Origin of the sequence: Pseudomonas migulae (genome assembly GCF_043225285.1) — a bacterium.
GTDB lineage: Bacteria > Pseudomonadota > Gammaproteobacteria > Pseudomonadales > Pseudomonadaceae > Aquipseudomonas > Aquipseudomonas migulae_C.
In genome coordinates this window covers 5,152,786-5,171,225 of sequence record NZ_CP171224.1, presented here as the reverse complement: position 1 = coordinate 5,171,225, position 18,440 = coordinate 5,152,786, and the positions used below count along the sequence as shown (strand labels likewise).

The 18,440-nt window shown below is 58.2% G+C and carries 15 protein-coding genes; 1 reads left to right on the top strand and 14 read right to left on the bottom strand.

Annotated features, from left to right (window positions below; genetic code table 11):
- The first annotated feature begins 146 nt into the window (after positions 1-146).
- Positions 147-1,571, top strand: a complete 1,425-nt coding sequence (locus tag ACF6ZU_RS23710; protein WP_392887534.1) for an undecaprenyl-phosphate glucose phosphotransferase — start codon at positions 147-149, stop codon at positions 1,569-1,571.
- Positions 1,572-2,559: 988 nt separating this feature from the next.
- On the opposite strand, the gene ACF6ZU_RS23705 is transcribed toward ACF6ZU_RS23710, so the two are convergent.
- From ACF6ZU_RS23705 to ACF6ZU_RS23640, 14 genes are all read right to left on the bottom strand, one after another.
- On the bottom strand, positions 2,560-3,684 hold the full coding sequence (locus ACF6ZU_RS23705) for a glycosyltransferase 61 family protein (RefSeq protein ID WP_392887531.1): 1,125 nt from the start codon (positions 3,682-3,684) through the stop codon (positions 2,560-2,562).
- 57 nt (positions 3,685-3,741) lie between these two features.
- The gene (locus ACF6ZU_RS23700) at positions 3,742-4,884 is read right to left on the bottom strand and encodes a hypothetical protein (protein WP_392887529.1); all 1,143 of its coding nucleotides are present in this window, start codon (positions 4,882-4,884) and stop codon (positions 3,742-3,744) included.
- Between the two features lie 353 nt (positions 4,885-5,237).
- Positions 5,238-5,972, bottom strand: a complete 735-nt coding sequence (locus tag ACF6ZU_RS23695) for a WecB/TagA/CpsF family glycosyltransferase (RefSeq protein ID WP_392887527.1) — start codon at positions 5,970-5,972, stop codon at positions 5,238-5,240.
- On the bottom strand, positions 5,972-7,159 hold the full coding sequence (locus ACF6ZU_RS23690; RefSeq protein WP_392887525.1) for a glycosyltransferase family 2 protein: 1,188 nt from the start codon (positions 7,157-7,159) through the stop codon (positions 5,972-5,974). The genes ACF6ZU_RS23695 and ACF6ZU_RS23690 overlap by 1 nt, the downstream gene beginning before the upstream one ends.
- Positions 7,156-8,358, bottom strand: coding sequence for a glycosyltransferase (locus tag ACF6ZU_RS23685; RefSeq protein ID WP_392887523.1), 1,203 nt, complete (start codon positions 8,356-8,358; stop codon positions 7,156-7,158). The genes ACF6ZU_RS23690 and ACF6ZU_RS23685 overlap by 4 nt, the downstream gene beginning before the upstream one ends.
- Positions 8,359-8,369: 11 nt before the next feature.
- The gene (locus ACF6ZU_RS23680) at positions 8,370-9,371 is read right to left on the bottom strand and encodes a DUF535 family protein (protein WP_392887521.1); all 1,002 of its coding nucleotides are present in this window, start codon (positions 9,369-9,371) and stop codon (positions 8,370-8,372) included.
- Between the two features lie 7 nt (positions 9,372-9,378).
- Positions 9,379-10,356, bottom strand: coding sequence for a glycosyltransferase family 2 protein (locus tag ACF6ZU_RS23675; RefSeq protein ID WP_392887519.1), 978 nt, complete (start codon positions 10,354-10,356; stop codon positions 9,379-9,381).
- A 31-nt stretch (positions 10,357-10,387) separates the two neighbouring features.
- Positions 10,388-10,912, bottom strand: a complete 525-nt coding sequence (locus ACF6ZU_RS23670) for a serine O-acetyltransferase (protein WP_392887517.1) — start codon at positions 10,910-10,912, stop codon at positions 10,388-10,390.
- Between the two features lie 8 nt (positions 10,913-10,920).
- A complete protein-coding gene (locus tag ACF6ZU_RS23665; protein ID WP_392887515.1) occupies positions 10,921-11,877 on the bottom strand; it encodes a glycosyltransferase family 2 protein in 957 nt (318 codons plus the stop codon).
- Positions 11,870-12,487 (bottom strand): acyltransferase, encoded by a 618-nt coding sequence (locus tag ACF6ZU_RS23660; RefSeq protein WP_392887513.1) that lies wholly within the window; start codon positions 12,485-12,487, stop codon positions 11,870-11,872. Before ACF6ZU_RS23660 ends, ACF6ZU_RS23665 begins: the two co-directional genes overlap by 8 nt.
- Positions 12,488-12,608: 121 nt before the next feature.
- Complete coding sequence (locus ACF6ZU_RS23655; protein ID WP_392887511.1) at positions 12,609-13,985, bottom strand: oligosaccharide flippase family protein; 1,377 nt, start codon at positions 13,983-13,985, stop codon at positions 12,609-12,611.
- Positions 13,986-14,087: 102 nt separating this feature from the next.
- Positions 14,088-15,215 carry a glycosyltransferase family 4 protein gene (locus ACF6ZU_RS23650; protein WP_392893894.1) on the bottom strand — a complete coding sequence of 376 codons (1,128 nt, stop codon included), beginning with the start codon at positions 15,213-15,215 and terminating at the stop codon, positions 14,088-14,090.
- A gap of 131 nt (positions 15,216-15,346) precedes the next feature.
- Complete coding sequence (locus tag ACF6ZU_RS23645; RefSeq protein WP_392887509.1) at positions 15,347-16,789, bottom strand: FAD-dependent oxidoreductase; 1,443 nt, start codon at positions 16,787-16,789, stop codon at positions 15,347-15,349.
- 210 nt (positions 16,790-16,999) lie between these two features.
- Positions 17,000-18,382, bottom strand: coding sequence for an oligosaccharide flippase family protein (locus tag ACF6ZU_RS23640; protein ID WP_392887508.1), 1,383 nt, complete (start codon positions 18,380-18,382; stop codon positions 17,000-17,002).
- Between the last annotated feature and the right edge of the window lie 58 nt (positions 18,383-18,440).

Sequence of the window (18,440 nt, the reverse complement as noted above, 5' to 3'; positions counted from 1 at the left end):
CATCTACCCTGATCCGAAGATTTCGGCGATGGATGACGTGTGATGAGTATGAGTGGCTTGCGGTGACGCCAGGGCTATCGCGGGAGGGTTGATTGACCTGCATTTCGTCATTATCGAGCGCGAAGGAAAGCAAATGAGGTCCAAGCATGATTTTTGAGCCTAACAGTACCCGTTCCGTTCTCCAGCGTAGAAGCAGTAGCAGTGTCGTCGTTCAAGCCGGTCTCGATTGCGTTGCGGTCACCGGCGTCGCCTGGTTCTTGATCAACTATCACATCGGTTTCATCTCGCAAGACTACGTCATCATGCTCCTGTTGCTGCTCGGGGCCCTGGCTGTCGTCTACGACCACTATGCCATTTACCGCAGCAACGTCGGCTTTACCGTCAAGGCTTTCAAGCTGCTGAAAGCATGGACGGCCACCTTTGGTTTTCTGGTAGCCATGGCGTTCCTGACCAAGCAAAGCGAGGTGTATTCGCGCTTGTTGATGGGCGAGCTGTTTGTGCTTGGCTACTTCGCCCAGTTGCTGTTGCACCTAGCCACCCGGGAAATGCAAAAGAAGTTTCTGGCTCATCCGACGCAACTGGAAAATGCGCTGATCATCGGTTCGGGCGAACTCGCCAGTTACCTGTACAAGAAAATCAGCAATAACCCCTGGCTGGGCGAGCGCATTGTCGGCAGCGTGTTGATTGGTGCGGACGACGACCGCGGCAAGGAGCCGGCGGACGGCAAGCATCGCCTGCCGATACTCGGGGATATCTCCCACCTCGATGAACTGGTGGTCAAACACGCCATCCGCACCGTGTACTTCGTTACGCCTCTGGGCGGGTCAGAGGTTATCCAGGATGTTTATCTGAAGCTGTTCGATAAACACATTTCGGTGAACTGGGTCCCTGATATTTTCTCGTTGCGCCTGATCAACCACAGCGTTCGTGAAATTGCCGGCATTCCTGTGCTGACCCTGTCGGAAACCCCGCTGATGGGGATGCGCCTGTTTCTGAAGAACCTTGAAGACAAGGTCCTGGCGTTCCTGATCCTGGTGTTTGCGACGCCCTTCCTGTTGGCTGTGGCCATCGCCATCAAGCTCGACAGCCCGGGGCCTATCTTCTTCCGTCAGGAGCGCATGGGCTGGAGTGGTGAGTCCTTCCGCATCTGGAAATTCCGCAGCATGGTGACCCATCAACCGGCGGACGGTGTGGTTAAACAGGCGCAGAAGAATGATCCACGGGTCACTCGGGTTGGCGCGTTTATCCGGCGGACCAGCCTGGATGAACTGCCGCAGCTGTTTAACGTGTTGATGGGGGAAATGTCGCTGGTGGGGCCTCGACCGCACGCGATTCAACACGATGTGCAGTATTCGCCTGACGTCTCGGGTTACTTTGCGCGCCACAACATTAAACCGGGCATTACAGGCCTGGCTCAGGTGCGGGGTTTGCGCGGTGAGACGAGGGAGATTGACCAGATGATTCGGCGGGTTGATTCGGATATCGAGTACATCAACAACTGGTCGCTCTGGCTCGACTTTGTGATTCTTGTGCGTACGGTTTTTGCGTTTTCCGGGAAGCATGCTTATTAGGCTTTGGATGGAGTACATATCCGGTTCTGCGGTAACGGCGGATATTGGTTTCGCCCTTACGGCGAGTCACTTTTGAAAAACCTGCGCGGCCCGGCGAAAAGTAACCAAAACGCTCTTGCCCCTTTCGTTCGGTGGCTCGCTAATGCTCGCCATGCCCTCGCTCCGGTCCTGCTCCGTGGGCCCGCCGCCATCGGCCATCCATGGCCGGGGGCGGCTAACCCGGCATCCATGCCGGGTTGCCCACTGCGCAGAACCTCCACTCGGCCTCTCGAGGGGCGTGCACCTCAAAAGCCAGATCAAAAGCGAAAGGCGAGCTAACGCTCGACCTGAAGAGTGGTGAAAATCAAAGGCAGTACGCCAATCCCCTGTGGGAGCGAGCCTGCTCGCGAAAAACGCCAACACACCGCGTTCATTCAGACAGTCCGCGTCATCGTTGGCGTCCATCGCTGGCAAGCCAGCTCCCACAGTGGAATTCGCTCGATCAGAAAACCCGATGCCCTGTAGGAGCGAGCCTGCTCGCGAAAAATGCCCGGACACCGCGTGCGATCAGACAACCCGCGTCATCGTTGACGTCCATCGCGAGCAGGCTCGCTCCCACAGGGGGAATGCGGTCAAGCGGAGAGCCAGGTCGGCTATCAGGCCGCCTCGGCGGCTGTGGCGGTGGTCGCCCCCTCGAGAGACCGAGTGGAGGTTCTGCGCAGTGGGCAACCCGGCATGGATGCCGGGTTAGCCGCCCCCGGCCATGGATGGCCGATGGCGGCGGGCCCACGGAGCAGGACCGGAACGAGGGCATGCCGAGCCTTAGCGAGGCACCGAACGAAAGGGGCAAGAGCGCTTGGTTACTTGGCGCCGGGCGGCGTTCCGCTTCTCCAAGTGACTCGCCGTAAGGGCGAAACCATAAGTGGCCGTTACCGCAGGAATGGATATGTACACCCTCGATACATAATCATCGCCAGCAAACCGGCTCCCACAAACACCTAACCCCAGCTCATGACAATGGAAAAAGATCCAGCGTACGCTCAACCTCATCCGGGTCGATTCTGAAACCATCACCTTCAGGTATACCGACCACAAAACCGAATTTCTGGTGATCACGATCCGTCAGGTATTTGAAGAAGCAGAGAAAACGAGTGGGCGGCTGCAACACCAGCAGCGAACCACCTGGCGGCAGCACGTTCACCCCATGGATCAGATGACTGCCCTCGATACCCACCACGGTTTTCGCCCCGGCGCAGGCCGCCACGATGGTCGGAACATCGGACTTTGCCGGATCAAGAATGCGAAACCCCCGACGATCACGCAGGCGTTCGGCCACTTCCATTTCATTGCGTAACCGGCGCAATTCACCCGTGCCACCCCGCAGAATGAACACACCCGGGTGAGCATTGACACTGACGTGCGCCAGCAATCGTTCACCCATCGCCCGGAAACGCAGGTGCTTGTTCAGGTTCTGGCTGAGGTCATCGAAGATCACCAGCTCACGGAAAAATGCATTGCGCAAACGAACGGGACTCATGTCCAGCCATCGCTCATAACCGGGGGCGTGCAAGATGCCGTTTCGGGCGACAGAAGTATTGTCGGCAAATGGCGCCGTCGTCACGGGAACGCCTTCGTCACAAGCCAGCCGATAGGTCAGGCAATCATCCATCAACCAGGAGCCAAACCATTTGTTGCCGCCCATCGTGCAATACAGCGCACCGCGATCGATTTCGTGTTCCACGCGGATCCCCGGAAATCGTCCGGCACCCGGCGTCAGCCAGGATTTGGCATTGCCTTTGTAAAGGGCGCCATCGATCATCCAGACATCTTTCAACAGAAAACCAAGGGTCGGCCCATGCTCAACGGGCCCGGTGCCTTCCATGGTGCGACGCGGGTGCTCGTTGGGAAAAAAAAGCGCCTCTTCCCAGCCCGTCACACGCTCGAGCTGATTGGGCAGGAAGAACGCCGGCGGGGCTATGGCGCTCGAGCCCGGCGCGATCTCCCAGGTTTTGACCGCCAGACTCTGGAGAGGTAACGACGGCTTGCGTGTGACACGGGTCTTGAACAGGTGTTTATACGCCGCAAGACTCCACTTCAAGGGGCTGCCACTGGTCAATGCGTTAAATCCCGACATACATCCACCCCTTCAAACACGACGACACCAAGTTACTGTTTTCAATCAGCAACTGGTTCATGTGGATACGATACTTTCCAGCACAGGGGGAGACTTCAAGTGGCTGTATCGGCTCCGCAAGGTATCGAGGAGTGCGTCTCCCGGTGTTCTCGCGCAATGGATATATATCTTGAACAAACCGCCGAAACCCATTTCGCGGTAACGGTTGGCAACTTCCTCGTCACTCGGACCGTCCGGCACGCCCAGATGAAGTGTTAACTTTTTGCCTTCGACAGCAAAAAGAGGTGTTTCCCAAAGAAACCGAGCCGCCCCGACTTTTGGCAATTGAATAAACAAATAGCCATAGTTGCCGAGGGTATCAACATCGCCACCGCGCCTTCTCTTCCATTCCAGAAGCCCGTCATCCGGGCGGGCCAGGCAAGTGCCGATATCGTAATAATCGAATCCATTCTCAATCGCCCACTCAAGTGCCATAAAGGTGGTGATCGAGTTGATTTCACGCAACTTTTTATTGTCTGAAAATACCGTGTCCGGGTAGCCGAACCGCACGGTGCTCCAGTAGCGTTTCCCGGCACGGGTAACGACGCAGCCAAGGTGGCAGGCAACGACCTCATCTTCCAGCAACACCAGATCGAGTCGCCCGGCCGTTTTCGCTACCCGTTGCACCTCTTGCGTGGCAATTTGCGAGGCCGCCGAACCGTGTCTCGCCCGGGCATATGGCTGAAGCATGTCCCGGTCGGCAATTTCGATTTCGTCATCGTTCAACGCTTGTTTGAGCCGATAGCGTGTGCGGTTCTTGCGCAGGTTGCGACGTAATTCGGCGTTGTATTTCGCTGTGATCTCGTCAATCGATCTGCTGAGCGGCACCACCGCGCTCAGGTATTGAGGCACGTATAAAGCGCCCAATGTCGGTATATCGCTGACCAGTACAGTGTGATCAGACTTTTGCAGTTTCAGCCGGGTTTCGTTCCCTTGAGCTTGACCGCCCAGCAGAACTTTCACAAATTCCCGTTGTTTTTTTCTGCCGGCATAAAGAATGTCATATGCACTGTCTTCGCGCAGTTTGAACCTGACAATTTCCCAGCGCCAGAAACAGGCTCGCGTGCCAATATCCCACAACCAGGCGAGAGCTTTCCGGAGCTCGAATCGCATTGATGGCGATATTAGCTTGCGCAATATTGTGACGATCTGCTCTTTCATTTATTTATCAACACACGCCAAGTAAGTTCATCTGAGTTTGAAAATCAACAAACTAAATACCGGACATGAGCGCTCGACGATGATGCACTTTCTTCAAATTCCACGGCAAACCGTAACTTAGGTATCTGTAGGGTTCGCCACTTCACTTGAATGCGTGCCACGCTTTCCTTCTTGCGAAAAACTCGCAACTCCCTCCCTGGAATCAAGACTTTCTGACGCCATTAAGCCGTCAATAATCCTTGTGAAGAAAAAATCTTTAATACACCCGCCAAGTCGATGACCTAGGCTGAGTAAAGATCTTGGCCGAGAGTTTTGCAAGATATTTCAGAGGTGTTTTTGGGGCGCCTGCCCTGTCAGGATTTTTTACAGATCAACGTGCGCAACAGGAACATCGGATTGCCCACCACGTAGCGAGTGAACAGTCGTTTCGGCTCACTGGCCAAGCGGAACACCCACTCACAGCCGAGACGGCGAATCCACTGTGGAGCGCGATTAACCTTGCCGCCGAGAAAGTCGAGGATCGCCCCGCCGCAGACCACCAGACAAGGCTCGCCGCTGGCCGCCAGCCTTGCCGCGACGGCTTCCTGCTTGGGCATGCCCATCCCCAGCACCACCAGTTCCGGTTGATATTGCCGGGCCAGGTTCAAGTAGGTTTCCACCGGGTCGAAACCATGGTGGGCGGAGACGACATCAACCGCGAACGTCGCTTCGCTGTGCTGCACCGCGTTGCTAAGGTACGGCTCTTCCGTTCCCCAGAACGCCACGCGCCGCCCCTTGAAGGCGGCCAGTAATTTCGGGATCAGATCGGTGCCGTTCATGTTCAGCCCGGGTTCCCGGCCGAGCCGGCGAAACAGGATGGCCATGCCGGAACCATCGCGTAGTAACACGTCCGCCGCCGACAGTGCGTCGTAATAGTCGGCGTTAGCGCTCACCAGGTTCATGGCGTGGGCATTGACGAATCCAACAACGGTTGCCGCTTCCGTTCTGGACAACGCTTCAATCAATGCCTGTTCGTCAGCAGAATCGCTGACCACCCGCAGTTTCTGGACGATCGTTTGCCAACGGCGCAGCCAGGTCAACGCGCTCATCAATGATCATCCCGTTTCGAGCGCACCCACTCGACCTGGCGCTTGAGCAGAAACCCCAGATACAGAGGGATTTTCTTCAGCGCGTAGAACGGTGCATACATCAATGTTGAAAACGAGATGATTGCGCGACCGAATTGGCTCCAGGCCAGCAGGATCGTCACACCCAGGATGGCCATCCCGGCGGTAGAAATGACCGCCGGTGCCGAAGGGCCACCGAGCAGCAGAATCAGCCATGACAGGATGAACCCCGCGGCCAGGATCAGCGTCAGCAGGGCCAAGGGCGGCACCCACAAATCAAGGGTCATCGCCAGCAGGCTCCAGTTACGCCGGCGGAACGATTCCACGAACAACTTTGGCGCATCCCCGAGGATGACCCCCAGATGACCATGCTCCCAGCGCGTGCGCTGACTGGCCAGGCCTTCGTCACTGCGCGGGAAATAACTGGTCACCAGCGCATCGGGACAAAACAGCGGCGGCTTGCCGGCGCGGCAGAAATCCAGCCCCATCTTCAGGTCTTCGACGATATGGCCGCTGGCCAACTCGATCAACGCGAGGTCCTTCCAGACAAAAGCCATTCCCGTGCCCATCAGCGGGCAGGGCAAACCCAGCCACGTCCAGCCTCGCGGTCGCACCCGGTTTTTCACACACCAGGCAAATTCGGCCAGTTGGACTTTCAACCCGGCACCGGCTGGCGCGTGCATCAGATCCAGTGCTTGGGTCGGCCGCCCGGAATCGATGCAGCGCAAGGCCAGGCGCGAAAGCGTGCCCTCCCCCAACTGGCAATCGGCATCGATGACGATCATGACGTCCGGCGCATCGCCCGCCAGATGGCGCGTGCCGAACTCCAGCGCATAACCTTTGCCGCGCAGTTCGTCATTGCTGCGTTCTACCACCTCGGCGCCAGCCGCGCGGGCTACCGCCGCCGTGTCGTCGGAACAATTGTCCGCCACCACCACCAGACGATCGCCCTCCAGCAGTTGCTGGCGAATGCTGTTGATCGTCGCAATGATCACCGAGGATTCATTGTGCGCTGGCACCAGCACTGCCACCCGTGGTCGCGGGCCCTGCGGGGTCCGTTGCGACCGCGCAGGCAGACAGGCCAGCAACACCTGAACAAACAGCACCAACACCGGCAGTACGATGAGTACCAACACGACGCTGAACAACCAGCCCAGTAATGTGATCATGCTTGCGCCTTGAATAAATCAGCCAGTTTGGCCGCTTCGGTATCGATGTCGTGCCGCTCCAGCACCCGTTGATACGCCGCCTCGCCCATTCGCTGCAACACTTCGACAGGTTGCGCCAGGCAGTCCTCCAGCGCCGCCGCCAGTTCCTCCACGGTGCCAGCGGGAAACAGCCAGCCGTTCTCACCCTGCCGGACCAACTCGGGAATGCCTGCCACATAAGTCGTCAGGACGGGGCGGCGCAATGCCATGGCTTCCATGATGACCACCGGCAAGCCTTCGGCGAAACTCGGCAACACCAGGGCCCGCGCCGCGAGGATTTCCGCGCGCACCTGCTCGCTGCTGATCCAGCCGGTAATCCGGACCTGTGCCTGCAAGCCATGCCGGGCAATCAGGGTTTCGATCTGTTCGCGCATTTCGCCATCGCCGGCCAGCACGATTTCGAAAGCCACACCTTTCGCCGCAAGGATTCGAGCGGCCTCGAGCAACAACAACTGGCCTTTTTGCTCGCACAAGCGCCCGACACAAACCAACCGTGGCACGGACGGCACCGGCGTCGCCGGCACATCGTGAAACGCTCGCTCCAACCCACAATGGACGATCTTCACCTTTGCCCAGTGCCCATGATCGACCCAGCGAAACAGCTGGCTGCGGCCATAGGAACTGATGGCCGCGACAAACGCCGCGCGCCGGACTTTCTCGCCCAGATGAATGAACTGCGGTTTGTCGAACTCTTCCGGACCGTGCACGGTGAAGCTGTACGCGGGCCCGCCAAGCGCGTTGGCGAGCATCACCACTTCAGTGGAGTTGGTGCCGAAATGCGCATGCACATGCTCGGCGCCGAATGCCTGCAACCACGGCAGCAGACGGCACGCCTCGGCCAGATAAATCAGATGGTACGGCCAGGAGCGATCAGCGCGCCGGCCCATGCGCAATGCCAGCCACAGCGTCGAAAAAAAACGTCCCGGCGTCGCCCGCAATACCCGCAGCATTGGCAACAACAGCTCTTTGACTCCGCCCTCCAGCACGTAGCGGGTCTTGTCGCGTTCGGACATGTCCTCGGCATCCACCAACTCGCCGTCCCAGCCACGCAAGGCAATGCGCTGCACTTCGAAGCCCTGGCGTTCCAACGCCAGAATCTCGCGACGAATAAAGCTATGACTGACCTTGGGGTATTGATTGATGAAGTAGGCGATGCGCATAGGGACCGGACTTAAAGATCGTTGGGGGTGGTGACGGCGGTGGGCGTTGCCCCGCCAGCACGTATATCGGCGGCATCATCCTGCGTGGCGGGAATCGCTGCGCCGCTGCCGATCAACAGGTTGTCGACTTTCTTGAACGTGCTCTCCAGCAACTCATAACGTCGGCGGTACATGGCGCGTTTTTTCGCGGCAATGGTTTCGAGCGGCTTGATGGACGGCGCCAGGGGAATCTCGAAAAAGTCTTCGTGCTCGGACGGCGTCGCCCCGTGTTCCAACCAGATCACGTCGTAGTTGGCCGCCAGTTCCTGAGATTTTTCCGCGCCAAAATACGGGTGACGATGATGACGAAACTCATCCGTCACGGCGTAGAGCTTGTCGACGCCGAGCCTGACCGCCATGTGTTTGATGACTTCGATCAGCAGGCTTCTCGGGCGCAGGCCTTCGAACGCCTTGGTCAGATCACGGTAGATGGTCAGGGACGTGTCACTGTCCACGCCTTTGTGAATGCCCTGGACGGCACCGATGAACAGGCCGACGCCGGCATCACTGTGACGCAGCGTGAAGGCCAGCGAGGCAATTCGCAGGTCAGCCTGAAACAGGTTCAGCACCAACTCCCCTTCGCGCATGAACCATTTCGGACGGTCCAGCACCAGGGAGCAATCCGCCGCCCACTCGGACAAGTCGGCCACGGTCAGGCTTTGATTGCGCCCCGACAACACCAGTTTCGGGCAGCTCTTGGTCACCACTTCGTAATGGGAGGCGATGGCACTCAGCCGTTCCTCGGCATCCCATCGTTTGCTGACGTAGGGCCATTGAACGACGCCCAGGCAATCCGTCCCCAGGGTTTGCAGGCCGTTCGCGCCCAGCGACTTGGACATGCGCGACGAAAAAAGCTCGAGGGCCGGCCGGTTATTCGCCACCAGGAGCGGGACCTTGAGCTGGTTTTTCACGGCCCTCGGCGTAATGCCGATGTTGAGCCTCAACAAGCTTCGGAGGGTGAGCCAATAATCCATGAACGCCTCACTTGTATTCGATCAAGGCCGTCTTGCCGGCGCCGAATCTGTTCAAAAGAAATTTGACCTGCCCGAGCATCTCGGGAAATTTTCCCAACACGAGAAAGAACGCCAACAGCCAGTTCTCCCGTGTCGATCTGCCTCCCCTGCGGGCCAGACGCGCCACCTGCAATGGATAGATCAGCAACAACACTAGCCCCGCCGCCCCCACCATTGCACAGGCGACCAGCGTTGCCAGCGGCACACCCAATCCCCAGAACCAGGCCCGACGCGATTCACGTCGCCAGTGTTGCTCGGCCGTTGCCCCGTGCAGCGATGCACCCTCGGCAAACGCGTGGCCACCGCGCAACGTGCGTTTCCACCATTGGCCGAATCGGGTCATGGCGGCGTCGTGCAACGTCATTTCCTCGTCCAGGCGCCAGACTTTCCAACCCTTCGCCCGTAGACGAACACACAACTCCGGCTCTTCGCCGGCAATCAGGTCGGCGCGAAACCCGGAGACGTCGGCGAAGGCATCCGCGCGCATCAACGCATCACCGCCACACGCCCTGGCCTCTCCCACCGGCGTATCCCATTCGATGTCACACATCAGGTTGTAAATCGAGCGCTGGGGAAAGCGTTCTCGGCGTCGGCCACAGACCACCGCCACCTCGGGCCGCGCGTCGAGGAAAGCCTGGGCCCGGGGCAACCAGCTGGCGACAACCTCACAATCACCGTCGACAAACTGCACATGACGCAACGTCGGCAGCAAGCCTTGCACACAGGCGAACCCTTCGTTGCGGGCCCGGGCCGCCGTGAACGGGATCGTCATGTCCAACTCGACCACCGCAACCCCCAGCGCCCGGGCCATCGCCACCGAACCATCGGTTGAGCCGGAGTCGACATAGACGATTGCGTCCGCCGCACCGATCAGCGACGCCAGGCAACGCTCGAGCCGCTGGCCCTCATTGCGGCCGATCACCACGACCCCAATGCCATTGACCAAGGCGTTCACCTTGCCTGGCAACCGAAAACGTTCATGAGCATTCCTTTGGCTGTACGGGCTGTCGTTTCTTGATGGTCGCGGGAACGCCCACGGCGATGGAGTCATCCGGGACGTCGATCAACACCACGGCATTGGCGCCAATCACCACGTTGTTGCCAATGCGGATATTGCCCAGCACCTTGGCCCCGGAGCCGATATCGACGTTGTTGCCGATGACCGGCGCGATGGGTTCCTGGACATTCTTCAGGCCCACGACGACGCCGTTGCGAATCCGGCAGTCATCACCAAACTGCGCGTAGCCACTGATGACGATTCCGCCGAAATGATCGATGACAAAGTTGCGTCCAACCACCACTTCGCACGGCAGTTCGATACCCGTCACGATCTGCACCAGCTTGAAGAGCACCTTGTAGATAAACGAGAACAACTTCCTCAACAAGGCCGGTCGCACCCCGTAGCGCCAGCGCCCAAAACGGTAGACCAGCATCACCCAGAAGCCCTGAGCACCCCAGTCACCTTCATAGGCACGCAAGTCCGCGCGTATGTTTTCGAACATAAATGACTCTACCGTGTTGGTTGGCTAGCGAATTTGGTGTCACGCAACAGTGCCCAGGTGACCCGGACATGCTCCCAACACGCACCGATGGCGGCCCGGCCGCGGCCTTTCAAGACAGCCTTGAGCGCCAGAATCAGGTCACCCAGGCACACGAGAAACATATGCCAGGCCAAACCCGCTACACCGTGGTGTTTGCGGAAATACAGAAGTTCGCTTTCGATTTGCAGTTTGGGAATCTGCCGGCTGGCCACATTGAGTTCATCCACCGACTTGGCGCTCTCGCCACCGATATGCACTACGGTGGTGTGCGGGTAGAAAACCACCTTCCATCCCGCCTGCTTCACGCGTTTGCAGTGATCCACTTCCTCGTAGTAAAGGAAATAGCGCGGGTCGAACAGGCCGACTTTGTCGATGACTTCACGACGAATCAGGTAATAGCAGCCAGGCACCCAGTCGCACTCGCGGACCGAGCCATGGTCCCACGCCATGTCATCGACTCTCTTGACCATCGGGAAAAAACGCTCAAGCCCGGCGCGTGAAAGAAAGACGTTCAACGGCGTCGGAAAATAGCGACACGAGGGTTGCAAGTCGCCCTCCCGACCCACCAGCCGGACGCCGAGGACACCACAATCCGGGTGCGCCTCCATGTAGTCGAGGGTCTTGTTCAGGGTATCCGGGGCCACGAAGGCATCGGTATTGATCAACAGCGCGTATTTGCCCTGCAGGTGTTCAACCAGCTGGTTGTTGGCACGACCAAAACCGACATTGTCTTCATTGGCTACTAACAAGGCCTCGGGACAAACAGCGGCCAGGCATTCCAGCGAGTCATCGACAGAGGCGTTGTCCACCACCAGATAGCGCGCCTGATCCGTTTTGTCGGGCTGGCGCAACGCATCGAACATGGGCTGCAACAGGCCCGCGGTGTTGTAGTTAACGACCAACACGTCCAGGGGAGCACTAGCCATTGGATTTTTCACCAAAAAAGTATTCAGCTCGCATGACTCTGAGCTTCGATTCGAGGACCGGGTCAAATTCACCGTTACGCTCGCGGATGAGGTCGATCCACGGATATTCGGCGCATCGCTCTTCAACGTTCTTCAACAACGTCTCCAGCGTACAGATCACCCTGGCCGGGTTGCCCCCGACCACGACGTCGGGCGGAACATCCCGAAGCACCACCGCGCCGGCAGCGACCAGCGCATTCGGACCGATCTTCACCCGCGGCAGGATGATCGCGCCGTGGCCAATGAATACGTTATCGAGGATGTCGATCGGGCCGACGGAATCCAGTTTGGTCCCGTAGCGCACGTTGAGAAGCGCGACCGAGGCATCGTGCCCGATCAGCGTGCAATCGGATAAACCGACATTGTTGCCGAGGCGCACCAGTGAAGGGTCGGTGATGTTGCACCCGACATTGATCCACACGTTTTCACCGATGGAGTGCAAGGATCTCCAACGAACCAGGAAATGAGCCCATTCAAAACCGTCCGGTTTGCACAGCCGCTTATAGAGCGAGGTTCCACGTCCCGTGTTCCTGGCAAAATGAGCGATAGCGCGCTTCAGTAGACCAATCATCCTGTCAGCCCCAAAAATTCAAATAAACGCCTGCGCCAGGGTTCGAGTCCCCTGATTCTTGTTTCGTGCCCCTAAGCGTAGCCCCCGCGCCGCCGTCCGGCATGACCATTGTCGCCTGTGGTCAAAACCAGTTCGCCAGCCGCAACACCAACTCCCCGCACACGATGCCTGCCACGATCATCGGCAAGACAACGAGCTCACGCTTGATATCGAACAAGCCCACCTTGCGGTTGACGTAGACCACCAGGATCAATGTCGGCAAGGCGTGCAGGGCAACCCCCCAAATCGCGTACTTCACACCGCCCACGGCCAGCAACAATGGCAACAGCACCCACAACGAGACCGCGCGAATAATGTTGTCCATCGCCTGGTACTTGGTCAGCCCCAGGGCCAGCCAGAGTTGATGCGCCACGGCAAAGCGCCAGGTAAAAAAGGACAGCGAAAGAATCGCCAGCATATCCCCTGCGCCGGCATAACGCTCGTCGTACAGAAGATGGATCAGCAACGGGCTGAGGACCCAGCCCAGCCCGCAGAGAAACAGCGAGACCAGATCGAACATCAATTTGAAGCGGCCATACAGTGCGTGCAGCCGCGCGGTGTCATTGACCCGTGCCGCCTCGCTGAACGCCGGCAGCGCCACGGCCCCGAGCAGCCGCTGCATACCCATTTGCAACGCCCCCAGAAACAGCACGGCAATGGAGTAGACCCCCAGTTCGCTGGCCGACATGCTCCCGCCGAACCAGATCCTGTCACCGTTCATGGCCAGCACGCCCACTGCCGACGATAACAGCATCCAGCGGCCGAAGACGACCAGTTCCTGGAGCGCGGAACGATCCCAGTGCAGACGGTTGGGCGACCCCGGAAACCAGAAGTGACCGAGCAGCGTCATCGCCAGGGCGGAGATCAATCCGGAGCCCACCAACGCCCAGATCGAGCGGGTGAAATAACCGATCACCAGCATGGTCAGCAATCCGGCAATCTGGGACGCGAACTCGGCGAGCACCACTTTCTTCTGCTGGAAGTCGCGAACGGCCACGTCGACCTTGGTCGACTGAAAACCGTAGATGACCGCGGAAATGCCCGTGACGGCCAGCACCAACGGCAACTCCGGCGCCGCATAGGTGGAGTGCTCGGACCACATGTGGATGTATTGGGCGAACCAGGCGAAGCCCGCAATCAGCAGGGTCGAGGCGAAAAGGACAAACCCCCGGATGATCTGCGCCGTCCACACCGTGTTGAGAAACGCCGGATCGTCGCCCCGCGGGCTCTGGATGATGTTCTGGCGAAAACCGACATCGGAAAGCAGATGAAGCACCACCGAGACTGTGGTGGCGATGACCATGATGCCGAACATCTCCGGCATCAGCAGACGGGCCATGATCAGGTTGCCGCCCAGACGAATGCCTTGAGAGGCCACCAGTGCGCCCAGATTCCATGCCCCGGCAAATATCGCTCGCCTGCGCAGGCTCAACGATGGCGATACATCAGCTGGCGGCATCACAACAACCCCGGACTAAAGGACAAGAAAAAGTCTGACAGCCGCACTTTGCCATTCTGCTTATAAAGGTGAAACGGCCGAGTGCGCAGGCAACGTCGATCATCACCCCCGCCCCGCCACGACAGAAGGCTGCGGCGTAGCGATCCGCTTCTCGGACAAACGCTTTCCAATCGCCTTGCCAAGCGCCGCTTCAAACAATGTTGCGGATTTCTCCCAGGAACTCGACGCCACGGTTTCAAACGCCGCTTCTGAAACCGTACGCCATTGCGAGTCATCCAGATTCAACAGATGCTCGACGCCCGCAGTCAGCGCGTCAGTATCGTCGATATCTGCCAGCACACCGTTTTTACTGGATATTGCTTCCATCGGCCATCCGGTCCGCGTTGATACCACCGGCGTCCTGCAGGCCATGGCTTCCATTGCCGTCAGATTAAAGCCCTCACTGCGGCTTGATGCGAGCCAGACATCACATTGTGTGTAGAGATCGCGAATATGCTCCTGATCCGGAGCCAGATGGAACTCGACACTCGCCGGCAAGGGGAACAACCCCGTGGGCGCAAAACTGCCAAAGGAAATGACACGCAGCGTCGGGTATTTTTTCTCGAGCGCCGAAATGACTTCGAGCGTCACGTCGAGCCCCTTCAATGGCGTTTCGTGATACAGGAAACCGATGGTCGGGCGCGGCTGTTTCGCCCTTGGTGTAGAGAAGAACTGTTGGTGATCGACGCTGTTCGGAACCAGATCGACATCAGCGTCGCCATACTCCACGCGCATCAAGTCCGCCAGCCATTGGGAAATGGTGATTTTGTGCAGGGGCATTTTGTACGTTGCCATGACCCTGTCGATCGGGCAGAAAGGAAACACCTCATGCCCTTGCACGAAATACACTTTCTCGCCCTTGGCCGGACTCAGGGCATTGACCCATTCAGCCGTTTCCCACCAGGTGGCAATGACCACGTCGGCATCCGGAACATCCGACTCCACAATCGGCCGGTATTTCTCGACCACACGGTGATCGAGATCCATATCGTCCAGATAGGATGGAATGACCGGGGTTTCCAGCCAGCCTTTACCGGTGACAAAGCTCTTGATCTTTCGGCGCAGCGGAATGGCAGGATAAGGCAGCGAAACGAGGGTCACTTCGTGTCCGGCTCTGACCAATGCCTCGGCGTAGATAGTAACGACGCGAATCCCGCCCGACATGCTCGCCACGCTCAATACAAAAGTCACTTTCAAAAGACTATCTCCATTTCCCTCCTGAACACCGGAGGCTGGCTACTAAATTCCAATACACATCCAGCCAGGCAACTTTTTATCAAGCCACATCCAGACGAGCATCAATCAGGAAAAAACCAATACACCTAACTTATAGTCTCCATATGCTCAGCCAGCCTGAGTGCGAGCTGCAAAAGCGGCATCGTCGGATTGCTCGCACCTCCCGTCGCAAAGACGCTGCTGCCCGCGATGTGAAGATTCTCGACGCCGAACACTTTGCAGTTCTCGTCGACCACCCCGAACTCCGGTGCTGCCGCCATCCGCGTGGTCCCCATGTGATGAGCATGGGGGTTGACCTTCAATGGCACCGTCTCGTCATAAACGCACTGCTCCAGTTTGACAAGGCCCAACCCGGTGTCAGCGAAACACTTGGCCATTTCCAGGCCAATGGATTTGACGGTATCCCGGTCTGCCGGACTCAATTCCCAGTGAACCGTCGCCTTGCGCATCCCCAATGCATCTCGCTCAGCGAGCAACGAAACACGGCTGCCGGGGTTGGGGAACTGCTCGATCAACGTGCCGATCACGCCATCGCCAGGGCAGTCAAATTTGGTAATGAATTCGATCTTTTGCTCAACGCCCACATCGCAGACGAGGTTCTCGAAAAAGCTCTTGATCGCCGCCATTCGCCCGTAGGTTTTGACTTCTGATACCAGTGAGATGGCAACGTTCCCTTTACCGGCCTTGTGCGCCATGACGAAGGCATCGGTCGTAAAATACTCTCGCGAATTCTTCTCCTGCCCGTCTTTCAGGATGAAGGTACCGAGCTCGACATTCAGGTGTTCCATGAAACATTTGCCGACCAGTCCGTCCTCTCTGACGATGCCGCCCGCTACCAGCGACTCGCTGTTGAGCAGTTGCCTGGCGTTCTCGATCGCACCCGTCGCCAGAATGAACTGTTTTGCCTTGACTCGCTCTTGACGCAATTCGTAGTCCGACACGACGATCGTCGCGATGCGCCCGGACTTGCTGTCAAACTCGAGATCGACGCAGTTGCAATTGATGAAGACATCAAGCCCCTCGGTCTCGTTGAGCTCCCTGGCGTATTTCTGCGCGAACCGCGTCGGCGGGCTGAGCAGGAAACGATCCGCTTCAAAGTCGGCACCGTCCAGCGACGCGTTGATGGCCTTGAAGGCGGATTGCGGCACAAGATCCACAATCGCCATGGCTTGCGGCAGATGACGCTCCATCTCGGAAAACGCGATGGGCCAACCGGGCATGTTCACGGGAGGCGCCACGCTGAAATCCGAGTGTTCGAAAGGACGGCAACGCCCGGACCAGTGATTGGACGTCCCGCCCAGATAACGCAGACGGGTTTCCTCTGCGTAGACCTCAAGGCCGGTCGATGGGCACAGATAGAGGTTTTGCGAGTTTTGCGAATACTCGTGCCCCCCGCCCTCCAGCAGCAGCACGCGTCTGCCCTTACCGGCTAAACGCAAGGCCAGCGTAATGCCGGCCGGCCCCGCACCGATGATGCAGACGTCATAAAAATCACGCAGCTCTTTGTGCGATTGGTAGTCTTTGATCATGTTTGCGCTGGCTGAAAGTGCTGGGCTGGCAGGACCCATCCGTTGACGACAATGTATTCGGACTTCACGACGGCAGGCCGGGCAACGGCCTCTGAGCATCCAAAGATGAGCCCCCCAAGGCTCAACAAGGCACACGCCTGGAGGAACTCTCTGCGGTCCATCGCAGAGGTACTCAAATCAAGTTCATTCATGATTCAAAGCTCCCCGATATCAATGTAAGAACCAGTCGGCCAACCCCAGCACCATTTCCCCGCACACCAGTCCTGCCAACGCCATCGGCAGGACGATGAGTTCACGCTTGAGATTGAACAAACCGACCTTGCGATTGACGTATACCACCAGAATCAACGTTGGCAAGGCATGCAGGGCGACACCCCAGATCGCATACTCCACGCCACCCATCGCCAGCAACAGCGGCAACAACACCCATAACGAGACGGCACGGATGATGTTATCCATGGCCTGGTACTTTGTAAGCCCAAGGGCCAGCCAGACCTGGTGCGCCACGGCGAAGCGCCAGGTGAAAAAAGACAACGAAAGAATAGCCAGCATGTGGCCGGCGTCGGCATAACGTTCATCGTACAAAAGGCTGATCAGCAGCGGACTGATGACCCAGAAAAACCCGCAGAGAAACAGAGAGACCAGATCGAACATCAATTTGAAGCGGTCATACAAGACATGCAGCCGCGGGATGTCATTGGTTCGGGCCGCTTCGCTGAAGGCTGGCAGTGCCACAGCGCCGAGCAACCTTGCCATGCCAAGTTGCAGCGCACCGAGGATCAGCACGGCAATCGAAAAGACCCCCAGTTCATTGGCCGACATGGTGCCGCCGAACCAGATGCGATCACCGTTCATGGCCAGTACGCCCACCGCCGAAGACAGCAACATCCAACGGCCGAAGACCACCACTTCCTGAAGCGCCGAGCGATCCCAGTGCAGGCGGTTGGGCGCCCCCGGAAACCAGAAATGTCCAAGCAGCGTCATGACCAGAGCGGCGACCAGGCCGGAACCCACCAGCGCCCAGATCGACCGGGTGAAATAACCGATGACCAGCATCACCAGCAGGCCGGCCAGTTGAGACGCGAACTCGGCGAGCACGACCTTTTTCTGCTGGAAGTCGCGAACGGCGACATCGACCTTGGTCGACTGGAAGCCGTAGATGATCGCGGAAATCCCCGTCACGGCCAGCACCAACGGCAACTGCGGTGCGGCGTAGGTGGAATGTTCCGACCACATATGGATAAGTTGGGTGAACCAGGATAATCCCGCGATCAGCAATGTGAAGGCGAAAAGGATGAAGCCCCGAATGATTTGCACCGTCCACACGGTATTGAGAAACGCCGGATCGTCGCCCCGCGGACTCTGGATGATGTTCTGGCGAAAGCCGACATCGGACAGCAAATGAAGGACCACCGAGACGGTGGTGGCGATGACCATGATGCCAAACATTTCCGGCATCAACAGACGGGCCATGATCAGATTGCCCCCCAGGCGAATGGCCTGAGACGTCACCAGCGCCCCCAGATTCCACACCCCGGCAAATATTGCTCGCCTGCGCAGGCTCAACGATGGCGATAAATCAGCTGGCGGCATCACAACAACCCCGGACTCAATGACACAAAAAGGTACTATAGTCGCACTTTGCCATTCT